At 74.1% G+C, this 17,723-nt stretch carries 17 protein-coding genes; 9 read left to right on the forward strand and 8 right to left on the reverse strand.

The genetic code is table 11. From position 1 onward, the window contains the following. Positions 1-153: 153 nt before the first annotated feature. Entirely contained in the window at positions 154-1,131 is a 978-nt protein-coding gene (locus ACZ7N4_RS17630; protein WP_471359209.1) for a fibronectin type III domain-containing protein, read from the forward strand. Positions 1,132-1,336: 205 nt separating this feature from the next. Continuing rightward, the gene (locus ACZ7N4_RS17635) at positions 1,337-1,885 is read left to right on the forward strand and encodes a hypothetical protein (protein WP_471359210.1); all 549 of its coding nucleotides are present in this window, start codon (positions 1,337-1,339) and stop codon (positions 1,883-1,885) included. Position 1,886: 1 nt separating this feature from the next. Here ACZ7N4_RS17635 and ACZ7N4_RS17640 read toward each other — a convergent pair whose 3' ends face one another. From ACZ7N4_RS17640 to ACZ7N4_RS17655, 4 genes are all read right to left on the reverse strand, one after another. Beyond that, a complete protein-coding gene (locus tag ACZ7N4_RS17640; RefSeq protein ID WP_471359211.1) occupies positions 1,887-2,444 on the reverse strand; it encodes a PadR family transcriptional regulator in 558 nt (185 codons plus the stop codon). A 40-nt stretch (positions 2,445-2,484) separates the two neighbouring features. Then, entirely contained in the window at positions 2,485-4,500 is a 2,016-nt protein-coding gene (locus tag ACZ7N4_RS17645; protein WP_471359212.1) for an FAD-dependent oxidoreductase, read from the reverse strand. A 202-nt stretch (positions 4,501-4,702) separates the two neighbouring features. Further along, the gene (locus ACZ7N4_RS17650) at positions 4,703-5,077 is read right to left on the reverse strand and encodes a hypothetical protein (protein WP_471359213.1); all 375 of its coding nucleotides are present in this window, start codon (positions 5,075-5,077) and stop codon (positions 4,703-4,705) included. Between the two features lie 97 nt (positions 5,078-5,174). Continuing rightward, positions 5,175-6,056: a hypothetical protein gene (locus tag ACZ7N4_RS17655; protein WP_471359214.1), complete on the reverse strand. Its 882-nt coding sequence runs from the start codon at positions 6,054-6,056 to the stop codon at positions 5,175-5,177. Between the two features lie 317 nt (positions 6,057-6,373). Here ACZ7N4_RS17655 and ACZ7N4_RS17660 point away from each other — a divergent pair, with 317 nt between their 5' ends. After that, entirely contained in the window at positions 6,374-8,452 is a 2,079-nt protein-coding gene (locus ACZ7N4_RS17660) for a SpoIIE family protein phosphatase (protein ID WP_471359215.1), read from the forward strand. 325 nt (positions 8,453-8,777) lie between these two features. On the opposite strand, the gene ACZ7N4_RS17665 is transcribed toward ACZ7N4_RS17660, so the two are convergent. Together ACZ7N4_RS17665 and ACZ7N4_RS17670 are read right to left on the reverse strand one after the other, a co-directional pair. Beyond that, entirely contained in the window at positions 8,778-9,590 is an 813-nt protein-coding gene (locus tag ACZ7N4_RS17665) for a putative protein N(5)-glutamine methyltransferase (RefSeq protein WP_471359216.1), read from the reverse strand. A 206-nt stretch (positions 9,591-9,796) separates the two neighbouring features. Continuing rightward, positions 9,797-10,870, reverse strand: a complete 1,074-nt coding sequence (locus tag ACZ7N4_RS17670; protein ID WP_471359217.1) for an ABC-2 transporter permease — start codon at positions 10,868-10,870, stop codon at positions 9,797-9,799. 126 nt (positions 10,871-10,996) lie between these two features. Here ACZ7N4_RS17670 and ACZ7N4_RS17675 point away from each other — a divergent pair, with 126 nt between their 5' ends. Next, positions 10,997-11,395, forward strand: a complete 399-nt coding sequence (locus ACZ7N4_RS17675) for a MarR family winged helix-turn-helix transcriptional regulator (RefSeq protein ID WP_471359491.1) — start codon at positions 10,997-10,999, stop codon at positions 11,393-11,395. Between the two features lie 96 nt (positions 11,396-11,491). Here ACZ7N4_RS17675 and ACZ7N4_RS17680 read toward each other — a convergent pair whose 3' ends face one another. Then, entirely contained in the window at positions 11,492-12,220 is a 729-nt protein-coding gene (locus tag ACZ7N4_RS17680; RefSeq protein WP_471359218.1) for a GNAT family N-acetyltransferase, read from the reverse strand. 273 nt (positions 12,221-12,493) lie between these two features. Between ACZ7N4_RS17680 and ACZ7N4_RS17685 the strand changes: the two genes are divergently transcribed. The 5 genes from ACZ7N4_RS17685 (at position 12,494) to ACZ7N4_RS17705 (ending at position 16,943) form a co-directional block, all read left to right on the forward strand. Next, on the forward strand, positions 12,494-13,099 hold the full coding sequence (locus ACZ7N4_RS17685; protein ID WP_471359219.1) for a sulfite oxidase-like oxidoreductase: 606 nt from the start codon (positions 12,494-12,496) through the stop codon (positions 13,097-13,099). Further along, positions 13,092-13,847, forward strand: a complete 756-nt coding sequence (locus tag ACZ7N4_RS17690; protein WP_471359220.1) for a ferredoxin reductase — start codon at positions 13,092-13,094, stop codon at positions 13,845-13,847. Before ACZ7N4_RS17685 ends, ACZ7N4_RS17690 begins: the two co-directional genes overlap by 8 nt. A gap of 280 nt (positions 13,848-14,127) precedes the next feature. Beyond that, on the forward strand, positions 14,128-14,712 hold the full coding sequence (locus ACZ7N4_RS17695; RefSeq protein WP_471359221.1) for an Rv1733c family protein: 585 nt from the start codon (positions 14,128-14,130) through the stop codon (positions 14,710-14,712). A 206-nt stretch (positions 14,713-14,918) separates the two neighbouring features. Further along, positions 14,919-15,887, forward strand: coding sequence for an acetylxylan esterase (locus ACZ7N4_RS17700; RefSeq protein WP_471359222.1), 969 nt, complete (start codon positions 14,919-14,921; stop codon positions 15,885-15,887). A gap of 312 nt (positions 15,888-16,199) precedes the next feature. Continuing rightward, positions 16,200-16,943 carry a GntR family transcriptional regulator gene (locus tag ACZ7N4_RS17705; RefSeq protein WP_471359223.1) on the forward strand — a complete coding sequence of 248 codons (744 nt, stop codon included), beginning with the start codon at positions 16,200-16,202 and terminating at the stop codon, positions 16,941-16,943. On the opposite strand, the gene ACZ7N4_RS17710 is transcribed toward ACZ7N4_RS17705, so the two are convergent. Further along, positions 16,913-17,686: a class I SAM-dependent methyltransferase gene (locus ACZ7N4_RS17710; protein ID WP_471359224.1), complete on the reverse strand. Its 774-nt coding sequence runs from the start codon at positions 17,684-17,686 to the stop codon at positions 16,913-16,915. The two genes, ACZ7N4_RS17705 and ACZ7N4_RS17710, sit on opposite strands and share 31 nt — an antisense overlap. Positions 17,687-17,723 lie beyond the last annotated feature (37 nt).

Below are 17,723 nucleotides of genomic sequence, written 5' to 3' on the forward strand. Positions count from 1 at the left end.
CCTGCCCTCTCGGGTAGTTCAGCCGTAGGGAGCTTCAGCATACGTAAGGTCCGGCGATGGTCACCAACACGGCCCCCTTGCTGTGGCGGGACCCGCCGGGCCATATTGGTCCGGACCTTTACGTCCTGCCGAGGCCGTCCGGGAGGCACAGCCGTGCGACGCGTCCCCGCCCCGCTCGCTCTGGTCTGCGGATCCCTGCTGCTGGTGGCGTCCTGCGGCTGGAGCCGGGCCGACGACGGCGGTGGCGAGGGACGGGCGCCCGGGGCCCCGGCCGGGATCACCGCCGCGGCGGGCAGCGCCACGACCGTGCACGTGATGTGGAACGCGGCCCCGGGATCTTCCGGGGTCCGTGGCTACGAGGTCTATCGCGGCACCACGAGAGTGGCCGAAGTACCGGCTTCGCAACACATGGTGGACGTCACCAGGCTCAGGCCGTCGACCATGTACGCCTTCACCGTGCGGGCGCGGGGCGCCGAGGGCCGGCTGGGCCCGCCGAGCCGCGCGGTGCGGGCGCGGACGCCGGCCGCGACGGCGGCGGACCGGTCGGCACCGTCCCGGCCGGGGTCGACCACCGGACGGGCCGTGAGCAGCCGCGCGGCCCAGCTGGGCTGGGGCGCGTCCCGGGACGACCGGGGCGTGGTGTCGTACGACGTCTACCAGGGCGGGGTGAAGATCCACAGCGTCGGCGGGAACCAGACCGCCACCGTCGTCACCGGCCTGCGCCCCGGGAGGCGGTACGTCTTCACGGTCCGGGCCCGGGACGCCGCCGACAACCTCTCCCCGGCCGGCGCGCCGGTCCGCCTCGCCACCCCGGGCAGCGACGACGGCCGCAGCACCGCGCCCACCTCCTTCACCGCCGCCACCCACCGCTCCGGCGGCGCCTTCTCCATCGACCTCGCCTGGAACCCGCCGAGCGCGGACGGCGTGATCACCGAGTACCAGATCCGGCTGGACGGCACGGTGGCCACCTCGCTCGTCTGGGGCGGCACACCCCCGCGCGGCCGGGCCCGGCACAGCTTCTACGTGGGCACCGCCACCGGCGAGGAACACCGGGTACGGCTGCGGGCCCGGCTGCCGGACGGCACGTGGGGCGGCTGGTCGGCGGAGCGCACGGTGACCACGGGCGGCTGACCGGCGCGGCCTGCCCGAGCGCCCCGGGGCCTGGTCCGCCGACGCGCGCCGGTGCGCCGGTCGGCGCAGTCCGTCACCCGACCGGGTCCGCCCCGCGTGCGTGCGGGTCCGGGGCCGCGTTGGCTGCGGTTGGGGCAGCACGGACGTTTCCGACCCTCGGCGGCGCATGGGACGTACCGCCAACCGTGCCGCCGGAGGCCAGCCCATGGACAACTCGCGACTTCTGCTCCGCTCCGGCCTGACCCTGGCGGCCGCCGCCGCGCTCCCGGCCGCGCTCGCCGGGCCGTCCGCCGCCGTCTCGGGCATCTCGGTCAGCACCACCGGCTCCACGGTGTCGGTGGTCACCAGCGCGTGCACCCAGATCAACGGCAGCTGGGGCACCGCGGCCCTGCTCACCAGCCGGCAGGCGAACTTCGCCCAGGGCCGGCAGGTGGCCCTGTCCGGCACCTCGGTCAGCCAGTCCGCCGCCTGGTCGTCGGTGAGCCCGGGCACGTACACCGTGGTCGTGGTCTGCTCCAGCGGCGCCACCGCGGGCAGCCAGTCGGTGATCGTCTCCGCGCCGGCGAGCCCCGCGCGGCCCACGACCTCCTCGACGTCCAGCCCCGCTCCGTCGCGCGGCGTGATGGGCGGTCTCGGCGGAGCGGCCCGCGACTACGGCCCGCTGACCATGGGTGTCGGCGGCGCTCTGGTCGGCGCCGGGATCGTGGCCACCGCGTGGGTGCTGCGCCGCCGCTCGAGGCCGTACCGGCTCTGAGTCAGCTCTGCTCCCGGTCCTCACCGGGCAGTTCCGCGAGCTCCGCCAGGGCGTGCGTGAGCCACCGGGTCCAGAAGGTCTCCAGGTCGATGCCGGCCCGCAGGACCAGGTGGCGCAGCCGGTCCTCGGGTGTGTCCCGCTCCGGCGGGAAGTCGCGCTCCTCGATCTCCTGGTACTCGGCCAGCTGCCGCCGGTGCAGCCGGAGGTGGCGGCGCAGGTCGGCCTCCAGGCCCGCGGTGCCGACCACGGCCGCCGCGCGCAGTCGCAGCAGGAGCGGGTCCCGCAGGATCCTGGGGTCCTGCGCGGCGGCGGTCCAGCGGGCCAGTTCGGCGCGGCCCGCGGGCAGGACCTCGTAGCTCTTCTTCTGCCCGCGGGCCGGCTGTGCGGACGGCAGCGCGCGGATGAGGCCCTCGGCCTCCAGCTTCCCCAGCTCGCGGTAGATCTGCTGGTGCGTCGCGGACCAGAAGTAGCCGATCGACTTGTCGAACCGGCGGGTCAGCTCCAGCCCGGACGAGGGCTTTTCCAGCAGGGCGGTGAGGATCGCGTGCGGGAGGGACATGAGCTCATCCTAGGGACCGCGTCCCCGGCCCCGGTGCCGCCTACAGGGCCGCCGCCAGCTCGGTGCCCTGCTTGATGGCGCGCTTGGCGTCCAGTTCGGCGGCCACGTCGGCGCCGCCGATCAGGTGCGCGCTGCGGCCTGCGGCGACCAGCTCCTCGTAGAGGTCGCGGCGCGGCTCCTGGCCGGTGCAGAGGACCACGGTGTCGACGTCCAGGACGGTGCTCTCCTCGCCGACGGTGATGTGCAGGCCGGCGTCGTCGATCCGGTCGTAGCGCACCCCCGGCACCATCGTCACGCCCCGGTGCTTCAGCTCGGTGCGGTGGATCCAGCCGGTGGTCTTGCCGAGTCCGGCGCCCACCTTGGTGGTCTTGCGCTGGAGCAGGTGGATCTGGCGGGGCGGGGCGGGCCGCTCGGGGGCGGCGAGGCCGCCGGGCGCCCGGTAGTCCATGTCGACGCCCCAGTGGCGGAAGTAGGTCCGCGGGTCCTCGCTCGCCTTGTCGCCGCCGTCGGTGAGGAACTCGGCGACGTCGAAGCCGATGCCGCCGGCGCCGAGGATGGCGACGCGGTCGCCGACGGGGGCGCCGTCGCGCAGCACGTCGAGGTAGCCGAGGACGCGGGGGTGGTCGACGCCGGGGATGTCCGGGGTGCGCGGGGTGACGCCGGTGGCGACGACGACCTCGTCGTAGCCCTCCAGGTCGCCGGCCTCCACCCAGGTGTCCAGGCGTACGTCGACGCCGTGGGCGTCGAGCTGGTGGCGGAAGTAACGCAGGGTCTCGTCGAACTCCTGCTTGCCGGGCACCTTGCGGGCGATGTTGAGCTGTCCGCCGATCCGGCTCCCGGCGTCGAACAGGGTGACGGCGTGGCCGCGTTCGGCGGCGGAGACGGCGCAGGCGAGTCCGGCCGGACCGGCGCCGACGACGGCGACGCGCTTCTTCAGCCGGGTCGGCGCGAGGACCAGCTCGGTCTCGTGGCAGGCCCGCGGGTTGACCAGGCAGGAGGTGATCCGGCCGCTGAAGGTGTGGTCGAGGCAGGCCTGGTTGCAGCCGATGCAGGTGTTGATGGCCTCCGGGGTGCCGGCGGCGGCCTTGGCGACGAAGTCGGGGTCGGCGAGCATCGGGCGGGCCATGGAGACCATGTCCGCGCAGCCGTCGGCCAGCAGCTCCTCGGCGAGTTCGGGGGTGTTGATGCGGTTGGTGGTCACCAGGGGCACGGAGACCTCGCCCATGAGCTTCTTGGTGACCCAGGTGTAGGCGCCGCGCGGCACGGAGGTGGCGATGGTGGGGATGCGGGCCTCGTGCCAGCCGATGCCGGTGTTGATGATCGTGGCTCCGGCGGCCTCGACGGCCCTGCCGAGCGCGATCACCTCGTCCAGCGAGGAGCCGCCGGGGACCAGGTCCAGCATGGACAGCCGGTAGATGACGATGAAGTCCTCGCCGACGGCCTCGCGGACCCGTCGGACGATCTCGACGGGGAAGCGCATCCGGTTCTCGTACGAGCCGCCCCAGCGGTCGGTGCGCTGGTTCGTCTGCGCGGCGATGAACTCGTTGATCAGGTAGCCCTCGGAGCCCATGATCTCCACGCCGTCGTAGCCGGCCCGCCGGGCCAGGCGGGCGGCGCGGGCGTAGTCCCCGATGGTGCGCTCGATGTCGGCCTCGGACAGTTCGCGGGGCACGAAGGGGCTGATCGGCGCCTGGAGTGGGCTGGGGGCGACGAGGTCCTGGTGGTAGGCGTACCGGCCGAAGTGCAGGACCTGCATGGCGATCCGGCCGCCCTCGCGGTGCACGGCCTCGGTGACCACCTTGTGCTGCTCGGCCTCCGCCTCGGTGGTGAGCCTGGCCCCGCCCTCGTAGGGCCGGCCCTCGTCGTTGGGGGCGATGCCGCCGGTGACGATGAGCCCCACTCCCCCGCGCGCGCGGGCCGCGTAGAACGCCGCCATCCGCTCGAAGCCGCGTTCGGCCTCCTCCAGGCCGACGTGCATCGAGCCCATGAGCACGCGGTTGGGCAGCGTGGTGAAGCCCAGGTCGAGCGGGGTCATCAGGTGCGGGTAACGGCTCATGGGGCCCTCCGTGCGCGGTGTCGTCCGCCTCTTGTTGTAGAGGAAGCCCCCCGCTTTATGCAACTAGTTGCACAACCGGGGAGCGGTGACACCGGACACTCTGTACCTACTGGTATGTACAGACGGGGCCGAAAACAGGTCCTGTGGCCCCGCGGGCACGCCCCGGCCGGCGAGGGGCCGGCCGGGGCGCCGCCTTGCGGGGTCAGCGGCTCTCGAGCCGCAGGTGCAGGTCCCGCTCCTGGTCTCCGGAGGCCGTGGAGGTCTCCTGCACCTGGAACATCGAGTCCAGGGTGGTGCGGAAGCGCTCCACCGCGAAGGGGCTGCCCTGCACGTCCGCCTGGACGGGGGACGTGAGGTGGACGGGCGGACAGCCCTCGCCCCGGGCCTCCGCGACGTCGTACGTGCCCAGCCACACCATCGGACGCGTCTCGTGGAGTTGCTGCGGTACTTCCTCGGGAGCCCGGTCGGAGGCGAAGCAGGCGCTGAGCGCCTCGAAGACGAGCCGGGCGTCGTCCTTCGAGTATCCGCTGATCTCCACCGAGACGGTTTCCGGATGCGACCGCTCCGTGTCTGCCATTGATCGCTCCTTTCATGGCCACGCTGCAGTGGAACGGAGTACCCCGCCGCACCGCGTCCATCCCTTCAGCAAAGCACCACGGGCCGCCGGGCACACCTCAGCCGCGGGAGAACTTGTACGTCTTGCTGTCCGTCAGCACGCAGAAGCCGGGCGAGATCACGATCACGCGCAGGGTTCCGGTACGGCGGTCGTAGTCGATGCCCTCCGCCTCGAAACCGCCCGAGCAGGAGCTGCGCAGCGGCAGCTGGCGCAGCGCGGTGACGTGGCCGGAAACGTCCGAGGTGCCGTTCGGCGCGGCCGACAGGTCGATCTGGAGCAGCGGTTTGGTGAGCCCGAAGAGGCTGCCCTCCGGGTCGTCGGAGGAGCACAGCAGGGTGGTCGGGCCGGAGAAGTCGCAGCCCTGGACGTCGCGGACGGCGTGGTCGAGGCGGACGGTCGACACCTGCGGGAGGTTCTGCGAGGGCGAGGTGGACGGGTTGACGCCCGGGGTGGGGAAGACGAGCAGGCGGGTCATGGTGCCCCACTCGCCGGACAGCATCCACTGGCCGTCGGGCGAGACGGCGACCCAGGAGTTGTTCAGCGCCTCGCCCGCTCCGAGCGTGTGGACGTACTCCGACCAGGTGCCGCCCGGCGCCCGCACGCGGAACATCTTGGAGTTGCCGGAGTCCCGCTGGTAGGGCTCGATGGAGTGGCCGTCGTACGAGGCGTCGGGGTCGCCGACGTGGTTCCAGCCGCGGCTGGAGACTCCGAGGGGAATGGTGCCGATGCCGGTGTAATGGTTGGGGCTTCCCGCGGGGACCTCGACCGAGGTCAGGCCCTGGCTCTCGGTCAGCGGGTCGGCGCGGTCGGAGCCGGTCTCGGTCCAGGCGTCGGCCGCGCCCGCGGGCGTGGGCGCGGCGAGGGACACGACGGCGGCGGTGGCGAGGGTGACGAGTCCGGCGAGGACTGCGTGACAGCGTTGCCGGGCGGACACGGGCATGGCCGACTCCTCGGACGCGGTGTGGGGTGGCGCTCGGTCGGCGGACAGTCTGGCGTGGCGCGCTGGTCATGTACAGGCCAACAGCGCACCCTGTGCGTGAACTCTCACGGCCCGCCGGACATCGCTGTACGGTCTCGGCAGGGCCCCCGCGCGTGCGGCGCCGGCGCGGAGGCTTCGGCGGACGCCGCGCCCCGGGTTGAGGGATGGTGGAGGTAGTCGGGCGAAGGCGGCGGAGATTCGGGTGTGAGCGCGGTAGAACAAGGGGAGTCGGCACGGGGGACGGCGTGCCGTGCGGACGGGCGAAGGCGGTGCGTGGCATGAGTGCAGCCGAGGCTCCGGCGACGGAGAGCGGCGAGCCGGCCCGCGGGCCGGTGCCCCCGGGCGGGCTGCTCGACGTCCTGGGCGTGGCGTCCGTGGTGCTGGACACCGACGGCCGGATCGTGTTGTGGAGCCCGCAGGCGGAGGAGCTGTTCGGCTACACCGCGCCGGAGGCTCTGGGCCAGTACGCCGCCCGGCTGATGGTGCACGAACGGCACAGCCGGCTGGTCGGCAAGCTCTTCGCCGACGTGATGCGCACCGGGCAGAGCTGGGCCGGCGGCTTCCCGGTCCGGCACAAGGACGGCAGCACCCGTCTGGTGGAGTTCCGCAACATGCGGCTGCTGGACGACCGCGGTGACGTGTACGCGCTCGGGCTCGCCGCCGACCAGTCGACGGTACGGCGGCTGGAGCAGGACGTGGCGCTGTCCGAGCGGATGGTGCAGCAGTCACCGATCGGCTACGCCGTGCTCGACACCGGGCTGCGGTTCGTGTCGGTCAACCCGGCGCTGGAGCGGATCAACGGGGTGCCGGCCGCCGAGCACGTGGGCCGGACGCTGCGCGAGGTGCTGCCGGCGTCGGCCGCGTCCCCCGTGGAGGCCGCCGCCCGGCGGGTGCTGGAGACCGGGGTGCCCGTCATCGACGAGACGCTGGTCGGCCGTACCGCCGCCGACCCGGACGAGGACCACACCTGGGCGCACTCGCTGTACCGGCTGGAGGACGCGACCGGAACGGTACTGGGCGTGGCGGTGTCGATGGTCGACATCACCGAGCAGCACCGGGCGTCCGTCGAGGCGGAGGCCGCGCGGCGCCGGCTCGCGGTCATCGCGGACGCCTCCGCCCGGATCGGGACCACGCTCGAACTGGACCGCACCGCGTGCGAGCTGGCCGAGGTCGCCGTGCCGGAACTGGCCGACGTCGCGGCCGTGGACCTGCTGGACGCGGTGGTCGACGGCCGGCAGAGCAGCCTGGGCCCCTCGGAGGCCGCGGTGATCCGGGCGCTCGCGGTGCGTCCGGCGGACGGCACCGACGCCGTGCGCGCCGCCGACCCGCCCGGCCAGATCGCCCGGTACGCGCCCGACCGCCTGGTCACGGAGTGCGTGCGCACCGGCGAGGCGGTGCTGGTGCCGCACGTCAAGGACGAGGACCTGCCGCACATCGCCCGCTCCCCCGAGGCGGCCGTCCTGCTCGGCCGGGCGGGCCTGCACTCGTATCTGGCGGTGCCGCTGATCGCGCGCGGCGAGGTGCTGGGCGCGCTCGACCTCAAGCGCACCCGCAATCCGGCGCCCTTCGACGAGGACGACGTCCTGCTGGCGCGGGAGCTGGCCGCCCGCGCGGCCGTGCAGATCGACAACGCGCGCTGGTACCAGAACGCCCGCGACACCGCCCTCACCCTGCAGCGCAGCCTGCTGCCCAGCCACCCTCCGGTCACCACCGGTCTGGAGGTGGCCTCCCGCTATCAGCCGGCGGGGGCCACCATCGAGGTCGGCGGGGACTGGTTCGACGTCATCCCGCTGGAGGGCGGCAAGACCGCGCTCGTCGTGGGTGACGTGATGGGCAGCGGGATCAGTGCCGCCGCCACGATGGGCCGGCTGCGCACCGCGACGACCACCCTCGCCGCCCTCGACCTGGACCCCGCCCGCCTGCTGGAGCACCTGGACAAGACGACGTCGGCACTGGACCACTCCATCGCCACCTGTGTGTACGCGGTCCACGACCCCCATCTGCGCCAGTGCCGGATCGCCAACGCCGGCCATCTGCCGCCGGCCCGGGTACGGCCCGGCCGCCCGGCGGAGCTGCTCGACCTGCCCACGGGCGTGCCGCTGGGGGTGGGCGGGGTCGGCTTCTCCACCGTCACGGTCGACTTCGAGCCGGGCGACGAGCTGGTGTTCTACACCGACGGCCTGGTGGAGACCCGCTGCCACTCGCTGGACGAGCGCCTGGCCACGCTGCTGTCCCTGCTGGACGACCCGGCCCGTCCACTGGAGGAGGCCTGCGACCTCCTTCTGCGCACGCTGCACCACCCGGACAACCACGACGACGTGGCCCTCCTCATCGCCCGGGCGCAACAGCTGCCGTAGCGGCCCGTACGGCCCGCGGCACCTCGCACGGTCCGTCCCCTCGGCCAGGAGGAGCGGTGGGCGGAGGAGGCGGTGGGCGGAGGAGGCGGTGGGCGGAGGAGGCGGTGGGCGGAGGAGGCGGTGGGCGGAGGAGGCGGTGGGCGGAGGAGGCGGTGCGCGGAGGGCCGGTTCACCCGCCGCTACGGCACCCGCGGCGGGCCCGCGTCACCGGGTGCACGGTGGTGGCGCTCCAGGACCTGGTCGTCCCCCGGCGGCGGGACGGGCACCGGGGGACGACCGCGGCCGGGTCCCGGCGGAGCTGCCCGTTCGTCGGCGGGGGGAGCGGCTAGGGAAGGACGCCGATCACCACGTGCGCGTACCGGTCCTCGCTCACGGCCAGACGGGCCGTCAGACCCGCGTCGGAGAAGGCCTGTACCGCGGCCGGGGCCTGGCGTGCGCTGGTCTCGGTCAGCAGGAAGCCGCCGGGGGCGAGCCAGGCGGAGGCCCCGGCCGCCACCCGGCGCAGCACGTCGAGTCCGTCGGCCCCGCCGTCCAGCGCGGCCGGCGGCTCGTGGTCGCGGGCCTCCGCGGGCAGCAGGGCGACTTCGGCGGTGGGGACGTAGGGCACGTTGGCCGTCAGGATGGCCACCCGGCCGCGCAGGCCGGCGGGCAGGGCGTCGTACAGGTCGCCCTGGTGGGCCCGGCCGCCGGAGGCGGCGAGATTGCGGCGGGCACAGCGGACGGCGGCCGGGTCGATGTCGGCGGCGTGCACCTCGGCACCGTCCAGGGCGGCGGCGAGGGCCGCGCCGAGCGCGCCGGAACCGCAGCACAGGTCCACGACCACGGTGGCGTCCGGTGCGGCGGCCAGCGCCTGGTCGACCAGGAACTCGGTACGGCGGCGGGGCACGAACACCCCTGGTTCCACGGTGACGCGCAAGCCGTGGAACTCGGCCCAGCCCAGGACGTGTTCGAGCGGCAGCCCGGCGGCACGCCGGTCCACCATGCCGGCCGCCTCCTCGGGGGTGCGCGCGGTGGCGAGGATCAACTCGGCCTCGTCCTCGGCGAAGACGCACCCGGCGGCACGCAACACGGAGGCGACGGCGGCCGGGGAGGGCCGAGGGAGAGGGGAGAGCGGAAGGAACGGTGCGGGGGTGGGCATGGAAGCCGGGACCTTTCGGGAGCGCGAAGCCTTCAGGGCGCTCCCGCGGTCACCGCTGCCGGTGTACCGCGCCGTCACGAGGAGAGAGCACCCCAGCCGACACAGCGGTAATGGGTCTCACCTCCTCGTCCCCGGGGCCGCGCACGTCCGCGACCGGACGGCCACCTTACCCCACGGTCCCCGACGGGCCCCCGGTGACGCGGGGTTCAGACGCCGACCGTCTCCTCGACCTCTTCCTCGGCCTCCTCGGCCTCGTCCTCGGCCGCTTCCCCGGCCTTTCGGGCGGGCTCCCGCGCGGCCCCCGCCTCGCTGTCCTGCCGGACCTGCCGGGCGCGTTCGTACAGGCCCGCGACGACGGTCACCGCGACGCCGGCCAGCAGCCAGGCGACCAGGGTCCACACGGTGCGGGCGAGGCCGTCGTCGCCGAAGTAGAGCAGGCTGCGGACGCCCTCGACGAAACCGGCGCCGTTCCAGAAGGCGTGCAGGGTCCCGAAGAACCCGTTCTGCAGTTCGGGCCGGAACAAACCGCCCGAGCTGGTGAAGTTCAGCATCACGAACAGCACCATCATGGTCAGCGTGGTCCACCGCTTCAGGAAGGTGTGCAGGCCGACGCCGATCAGGAGGATGCCCGCCGAGTACAGCCAGGCCATGCCCCAGACGCCCGCGAGGTCGTGGTGCGCGAGGTGGAACACCGGCCCGGCGAGCAGCGCGCCGATGCCGCTGACCACGGTGGAGACACCGAGCGCGAGCAGGGCACGGACGCGCATGGCCAGGGCGGCACCCGCGGCGCCGAGAGCGGCGACCGAGGCGTAGGAACCGATGCTGACCGCGATCAGCAGGAAGAACAGGCCCTGGCCGGTGGGGTCGTCGGCCACGGGCCTGGCGACGTCGGTGACCTTCAGCGGGACGCCGGCCCGGGCGGCGACCGGAGTGAAGACCTTCTCCACGGCCATGGCGCCCATGTCGGAGGCGGCGCCGGCCACCAGCAGCTCGGGAGCCCTGGCGCTCGGCACGTAGGCGCCGGTCACCTCGCGGGACCGGAGCAGGTCGACGGCGTCCGCGCGGGTGGCGACCGTCCGGACGTCGAGCCTGTCCCCCGCGCCGTCCTTGACCGTCTGGGCGAAGACCTTGGCCTTCGGGGCGGTGCCGACGACGGCGACCGGCAGGTGATTCGACTCCGGGGTGACGAACGCCCCCATGTACGCGAGCCCCATGCCGATGCACATCAGCAGCGGGGTGATCAGGTGCGTGAGCACATGGCGCAGTGCCGGTGACCTCATCGCGCGCGGCCCTCCAAAGGTTGGCTTATACAACTTCTCGTTCAAGTTGTACTATACAACTAGAACACCGGAGGAGGTATTCCCGTGAGCGCAGCGGAGTCGGCCGTGGAGACGATCCAACGCGAGATGACCAGCTTCGCCCGCCGGGCCCGTGCCTCGGCGGGCCGTATGCACCCCGAGCTGTCCCTGGTGTCGTACACCCTGCTCGGCCACCTGGAGGAGCGCGGCGGCTGCCGGGCGACGGACCTGGCGGCGCACTACGCCCTGGACAAGTCCACGGTGAGCCGCCAGGTGGCGGCACTGGAGCGGGCCGGGCTGATCGAGCGCCGGCTGGACCCGGAGGACCACCGGGTCCAGGTGCTGCACCTGACGGAGGCCGGCCAGGAGATCCTGGCCCAGGTCACCCGCAGCCGCCGAGCCGCGTTCCGGGAGCGGCTCACGGGCTGGCCGGAGGAGGACCTGGTCCGCTTCGCGGCGTACCTGGAGCGGTACAACGCGGGACAGGGCGACCCGGACTCGGCCTGAGGCGGTGACCGGCCGCGGGCTGCGGCACCGGGTCAGGGCACGGCTGCCGGGTCACGGCACCGCCCCGGGACAGGACACGGCTGCCGGGTCACGGGGTCACGGCACCGGTACCGCCGCGCGGGCGTCCGCCGGCCGTCGCGGTGCCCGGGCCGCGAGGAACGCCGTACGGCGGCGCAGCCGGAAGCCGAGGGACTCGTACAGGCGGATCGCGGTGGTGTTCCCGGCGCCGGTGTGCAGGAACGGCGTCTCCCCGCGCTCGCGGATGCCGTGCGCGACGGCGAGGACCAGCCGGGCGGCCAGGCCCTCGCCGCGGTACGCGGGGTCGGTGCAGACCGCGCTGATCTCGGTCCAGCCCGGCGGGTGCAGCCGCTCCCCCGCCATGGCGACCAGCGCGCCGTCCCGGCGGACGCCCAGGTACGTGCCGAGTTCCACGGTGCGCGGCAGGAACGGTCCCGGCTGGGTACGGGCCACCAGGTCGAGCATCTCGGGCACGTCCGCCGGGCCCAGCCGGACCGCCTCCGCGTACGGCGCCGCTGCGAGCCCCTCGTCCACGAACTGCACGCCCTCGACCCGGGCGGTGACCTCCCAGTCCCGCGGGACCTCCCCGCGGAAACCGGGCAGCGCCACCTCGGCGTGGGGGGCGGCCAGCGCGGCGAGGTCCGCCCAGTCCCGCTCCTCCGGTTCGTCGGGCAGCGCCAGCCACGGCGAGACGTCGACCGGGTAGCGCAGCACCCGCCCGCGCCGCTCGGCGAAGCGGGCGTGCGGACCGGTCAGGGCGGCGAGGGCCGGGTTGTCGAGGACGTGCCGGCCGGGCGGGGCGCTCAACCGGTCACCTCGGCCACACCGGTCACGTCGGTCGCCTCGGCCACCGACGTGAGGACTGTCAAGGCGTACGCCTGGGGCATCCTCGTTCCCTCGCTTCCCTCGTGCCGTCACCGGCGCACCGCAGCCGCCGGCACCGATCGGCAAGGAGCGGAGCGGGGCCCGTATTCCCGGCCCCGCGCAGAGTTCACACGGCCGCAACGCGTTCATACGGCGGCAACAAGAGGGGCGTCGGCCAGGGCCGGAGCACCCGGAGCGACAGCGTACGGTTGAACCATGAACGTCACGCGAGGCTTCACGGGCCGTCCGCGCGTCCACAACCCGGGACTGCCGCCCGGGCAGTACGACGCGCGCGACGACTGGCCCGTCCTGTCCGCCGAGGTCACCCCGGACCTCGCGCCCGCCGACTGGTCCTTCCGCATCGACGGCCTGGTCGACCGCCCGCACACCTGGGACTGGGACACCGCGCACGCGCTGCCGGCGTCGGCGTACTCGGGCGACATCCACTGCGTGACCGGCTGGTCGAAGTTCGGCGTGCGGTTCGGCGGTGTGTCGCTGGACGCGTTCTTCGACGTGGTGCGGCCCCATGGGTCCGCCACCCATGCGCTCGCCCGCTCCCACACCGGCTACACCGCCAACCTGCCGCTCGCCGACCTCACCGGCGGGCGGGCCTGGATCGTCTGGGAGTACGACGGCGCACCGCTGCCGCCGGAGCACGGCGGCCCGGCGCGGCTGCTGGTGCCCCACCTCTACTTCTGGAAGAGCGCCAAGTGGATCGCGGGCATCACGCTCCTGGACCACGACGAGCCGGGCTTCTGGGAGCGCAACGGCTACCACGCGCGCGGCAACCCCTGGGAGGAGCAGCGGTACTCCGGTGACTGAGACGACGACTCCCGTGACGCGGTTCGCGGTGCCGGGCCGGATCGCCGTGAGCGAGCAGGCGGCGGCGGTGTGGCAGACCGCCACCCTGACCGAGATCCGGCACGAGACGCCGCGCGCGGCGACGTTCCGCCTGGCGGTGCCGGGCTGGGCGGGACATCTGCCGGGCCAGCACCTGATGCTGCGGCTGACCGCTGCCGACGGTTACGCGGCCCAGCGCCACTACTCGATCGCGTCCGCGCCGGACGACTCCGGCCACATCGAGCTGACCCTGGACCGGGTGCCGGACGGCGAGGTCTCCGGCTGGTTCCACACCGTGGCCCGGCCCGGTGACACGATCGAGGTGCGCGGTCCGCTCAGCGGCTTCTTCGCCTGGCCGGGCGACCGGCCCGCGCTGCTGCTCGGGGCCGGCTCCGGTGTCGTACCGCTGATGTCGATGGTGCGGCACCACCGGGCGCACGGCCTGGCCGTCCCGCTGCGGATGCTGGTGTCGGCGCGCAGCCCCGAGGAACTGATCTACGCGGCCGAGCTGGGCGCGGAGACGACGCCCGTGTTCACGCGCAGTGCTCCGCCCGGGGTTCCGGTGGGACGTATGACGGCCGCACATGTGGCGCCGGTCCTGGCCGAGCAGCCCGCCCATGGGTGGGAGGCCTATGTGTGCGGGTCCAACGCGTTCGCCGAGCACGCGTCCCGGCTGCTGGTCGCGGCCGGCCAGCCGGTGGAGCGGATCCGGATCGAGCGGTTCGGCTGAGGCTCGTGGGGTTCGGCTGAGGCCGGGCCTGTGAAACGGCGGGGCTCGGGTGAGGCCGGTTGGATGGACCCGGCGTCCGGGTCGCGCGGGGCGGGATGGCGCGCGATCGTGGGGCGCGTGGTACGCGCCGTGCGCCATATGGGCCGGAACTCGCGGTTCACGGCATGCGCGAGGTGCGCCGAACGGGGTACGAGACGGATGTGGACGCTCGTGCGCGGGGCGGTGGACCGGAGACTCGGCTCGTCGGCTCTCCGGCTCCGGCGGTGGCGAGGAGGTGGACATGCGTACCCGGGTGCGTGGCTGGCGCTGGCGGCGCAACCCGCTGCGGCGCCGGTCGGACGTCGTGGAGGCATGGACGGTGCTGGTGGTCGCCGTCCTGCTGTTCGTGGTCGCGCCCCTGATCGGTGTGGCCGCGGGCCTGCACGCGCACGACCAGGCCCGGGCGCTGGCCGCGGCCCAGCGGGCCGAACGCCACCAGGTGCGGGCCGTGGTGATCGGCGACGTACCCGAGCGGGTGTCCGAGGTGCCAAGCGACCGCCGCACCCCCTACCGCGCCCAGGTCCGCTGGACCGAGCCGGGCAAGGGCGTCCGGACCGCGTGGGCCCGGGTGCCGGCGGGGACGCGGGCCGGGGAGCCGGTCCCGGTGTGGTTCGACTCGCGGGGCCGCAACGTCGCCCCGCCGCCGGACGACGCCGCCGTCCGGCAGCACGCGGTCACCATCGGGCTGTGCGCGGCGGGCGGCACGGCGACCGTGGTGGTCCTCGCCCACGCGGTCCAGCGCCGGATCGCCCTGCGCCACCGGCTGGCCGAGTGGGAACGGGAGTGGTCCCGGACAGGCCCGCGCTGGACCCGGCCGCGCACGTGACGGACGGGATGGCCCGACCACTGAGCCGGTGACGGACCACCTCACCGACCACCCGGAGCAAGCGCTTACTCAGCACCGGACCAGCACCGCGGCCTCCTGCCGCGGAGCGATCGAGTCGAGCCGCGCCCCCGCCGGACCCTGGCGAGTCATCCGACCACCCACGTACGGTGAGACGACGTGAACTCCTTTCCCCAAGGCGGTTGTTGATGGCTCTGTTCGATCTGCCTCTCGACGAACTCCGCGCGTACCGCGGCGAGTCCCCGGCACCGGAGGACTTCGACGCCTTCTGGGACAAGACGCTGCGGGAGGCCCGCGCACACGACCTGGACGCGCGGTTCGAGCCGGTGGAGACCGGACTGTCCACGGTCGAGGTGTACGACGTGACGTTCGCCGGCTTCGGCGGCCACCCCGTCAAGGGCTGGCTGCGCCTGCCGGCCGGAGCCACCGAACCGCTGCCGCTGGTCGTGGAGTTCCTCGGGTACGGCGGCGGGCGCGGCCTGCCGCACGAGGACCTGCTGTGGGCGTCGACGGGCCGGGCGCACTTCACCATGGACACCCGCGGACAGGGCAGCGGCTGGGGCGGCGGGGGCGGGACGCCGGACCCGGTGGGCGCCGCGCCCGCGTACCCCGGGTACATGACGCGCGGCATCGACGCGCCGGAGAACTACTACTACCGCCGGGTGTTCACGGACGCCGTCCGCGCGGTCGAGGCGGCCCGCTCCCATCCGCTGGCCGACCCGGCGCGGACCGCGCTCATCGGCGGCAGCCAGGGCGGCGGCATCTCCCTGGCCGTCGGCGCGCTGGTCCCGGACGTGGTGGCGGTCGCCCCCGACGTACCGTTCCTCTGCGACTTCCCGCGTGCCACTTCTCTGACGGACCGCCACCCGTACCGCGAGATCGGCCTGTTCCTCAAGACGCACCGCGGCCGCTCGGCCGACGTGCTGCGCACGCTCTCCTACTTCGACGGGGTGCACTTCGCGGCCCGCGGCCGGGCACCGGCCCTGTTCTCCGCGGCCCTGGAGGACCAGACCTGCCCGCCGTCGACCGTGTTCGCGGCGTTCAACGCGTGGGCGCACGAGGACAAGACGATCGAGGTGTACGACTTCAACGACCACGAGGGCGGCGGCCCGTTCCAGGAGGCGGTGAAGGTGCGCTGGCTGCGGTCGTACGCCTGAGACGCCCACCGCCCGACAGGACCGCGCCGCCCCCACTCGGCGGACCACTCCGCGCCGGAGCGCCATGCGTTCCGTGTGTCCGCGGGCTTTCGGTCATCCGCATCACCGGTCGTCCACGGACGACCGCACTGGTCGGCGCCCTCCTCCCCGCTCTCGGAGCGGATGTCCCGGGGGCCGGTGGCCGCCGCGCGTGCGGGCGGATTTCGGTCGAACCGGCAGACCACTCTTCCCTCGTGGTTTAGACCAATGCTAAGTGTGGTCGCGCAACGAGCCCGAACGACTACGTCTTGTCACCGACAAGGAGGGCGCGGCATGGCCCGCACCACCCCGAACGATCTCCCGCCCAGCGACGTCCGGCCCCTGTACGGGCGGATCGCCGCGCTGCTGCTCGACGACCTGCGCGACGGCACCGTTCCGCCGGGTGAACGGCTGCCCGGCGAGCGGCACCTGGCCGCACGCTACGGGGTCAGCCGGGAGACCGTCCGCCAGGCGCTGGAGGTGCTGCGGCGCAGCGGCCTGGTCGCCACCGACCGGCGGGGCAGCCACGCCACGCTGCCCGGCCGGCCGGTCGAGGCCCCGGAGTCGCTCACCTTCCCCGTGGGCGCCCGGTCGGCGGACCCGTGTGCGGTCGACCGGGCCACGGTGACCTGGGAGGCGCCGCCGCCGGAGCACGCCCGGGCGCTGGGCCTGGCCCCGCACCGGCCGACCCTGGTCCACCGCTATCTGTCGGTGACACCGGACGGCCGCTCGCTGCGCACGGCGGTGACCTCGTTCTCGGCGGTGGTGCTGGCCGAGGTGACGGAGCTGGCCCGGTACCGGGACCGGGCCGACGGGGCGACGCCCGCGCAGCTGCGACGGGCCTACGACTGGATGCGCAAGGCCGGGCTGGCCCTGCACCACCGGGACTCCATCACCCAGGTCGGCGACGCCTCCTCGGTACGGGTGACCCGGCGCGTCCACGACCAGTACGCCCGCCCGCTGGAGATCACCGATCTGGTGGTGAACGCCGAACAGGACGCCCTGGTCTACGAGTTCACGCTCCCCGCGGCCGGCTGACCCTCCGCGGGCGGGGCATCGGGCCGGCGGGCCACCACCAGCCGGGCGCGCGGACTGCCGTCGGCTCGCCGCCCATACCCGGGCAGGACGCCCAGCTCGACCGTCAGGCCGGCGCGCTCCAGCTCGCCCAGCACGGTGCCGAACCGGAAGGCCCGGTAGTACATGACGAACGGCGGACGCCACAGCGCGTTGCGCACCCGCATCACCGTGTCGAAGCCCAGCAGCAGCCAGAAGCCGCGGCCGGTCGGGCGGGGCGGCGCGAACACCGGGAAGGCGAACCGGCCACCCGGCCGCAGCACCGAGTGGACCCGGGTGAACAGCCCGGGCAGTTCCCGCGGCAGGAAGTGGCCGAACGCCCCGAAGGAGACGACGAGATCGAAGGCGGCCGTGAACGGCAGTGCCCGGGCGTCGCCGCGCACCCAGGCGACCCCGGGCCCGTCCGCGGGCCGCACCCGGCGCCGGGCGACGTCGAGCATGCCGGCGCTGAAGTCGATCCCGGTGACCTGGCGGCGGCACAGTCCGGTCAGCACCCGGGTCCCGGCGCCGGTGCCGCAGCACAGGTCGAGCCCGTCCTCGAAGGGGCCGAGCGGCGCCAGCGCCCGGGCCACGGAGTCGAGCACGCCGTCGGGTGTCCGGAAGGGGGTGTGGTCGAACTTCGGCGCGAGCAGGTCGTACCCGTGCTCGACGGACGACAGCGCCTGCACGGCGAGTTCGCGGAGCGTGGGGCCTTCGGGACCGAACATGGCGCCAGCCTATGCCGGGAGCCGGTGCTGCGCGGGA

The sequence above is a fragment of the Streptomyces sp. NPDC107654 genome (assembly GCF_055639035.1).

Coding starts and splice junctions, on each gene's coding strand:
- ACZ7N4_RS17700 (WP_471359222.1), top strand. CDS start 14,919: ATGGCTCTGTTCGATCTGCCTCTCGACGAACTCCGCGCGTACCGCGGC.
- ACZ7N4_RS17645 (WP_471359212.1), bottom strand. CDS start 4,500: ATGAGCCGTTACCCGCACCTGATGACCCCGCTCGACCTGGGCTTCACC.
- ACZ7N4_RS17635 (WP_471359210.1), top strand. CDS start 1,337: ATGGACAACTCGCGACTTCTGCTCCGCTCCGGCCTGACCCTGGCGGCC.
- ACZ7N4_RS17685 (WP_471359219.1), top strand. CDS start 12,494: ATGAACGTCACGCGAGGCTTCACGGGCCGTCCGCGCGTCCACAACCCG.
- ACZ7N4_RS17705 (WP_471359223.1), top strand. CDS start 16,200: ATGGCCCGCACCACCCCGAACGATCTCCCGCCCAGCGACGTCCGGCCC.
- ACZ7N4_RS17660 (WP_471359215.1), top strand. CDS start 6,374: ATGAGTGCAGCCGAGGCTCCGGCGACGGAGAGCGGCGAGCCGGCCCGC.
- ACZ7N4_RS17670 (WP_471359217.1), bottom strand. CDS start 10,870: ATGAGGTCACCGGCACTGCGCCATGTGCTCACGCACCTGATCACCCCG.
- ACZ7N4_RS17675 (WP_471359491.1), top strand. CDS start 10,997: ATGACCAGCTTCGCCCGCCGGGCCCGTGCCTCGGCGGGCCGTATGCAC.
- ACZ7N4_RS17650 (WP_471359213.1), bottom strand. CDS start 5,077: ATGGCAGACACGGAGCGGTCGCATCCGGAAACCGTCTCGGTGGAGATC.
- ACZ7N4_RS17640 (WP_471359211.1), bottom strand. CDS start 2,444: ATGTCCCTCCCGCACGCGATCCTCACCGCCCTGCTGGAAAAGCCCTCG.
- ACZ7N4_RS17695 (WP_471359221.1), top strand. CDS start 14,128: ATGCGTACCCGGGTGCGTGGCTGGCGCTGGCGGCGCAACCCGCTGCGG.
- ACZ7N4_RS17710 (WP_471359224.1), bottom strand. CDS start 17,686: ATGTTCGGTCCCGAAGGCCCCACGCTCCGCGAACTCGCCGTGCAGGCG.
- ACZ7N4_RS17665 (WP_471359216.1), bottom strand. CDS start 9,590: ATGCCCACCCCCGCACCGTTCCTTCCGCTCTCCCCTCTCCCTCGGCCC.
- ACZ7N4_RS17655 (WP_471359214.1), bottom strand. CDS start 6,056: ATGCCCGTGTCCGCCCGGCAACGCTGTCACGCAGTCCTCGCCGGACTC.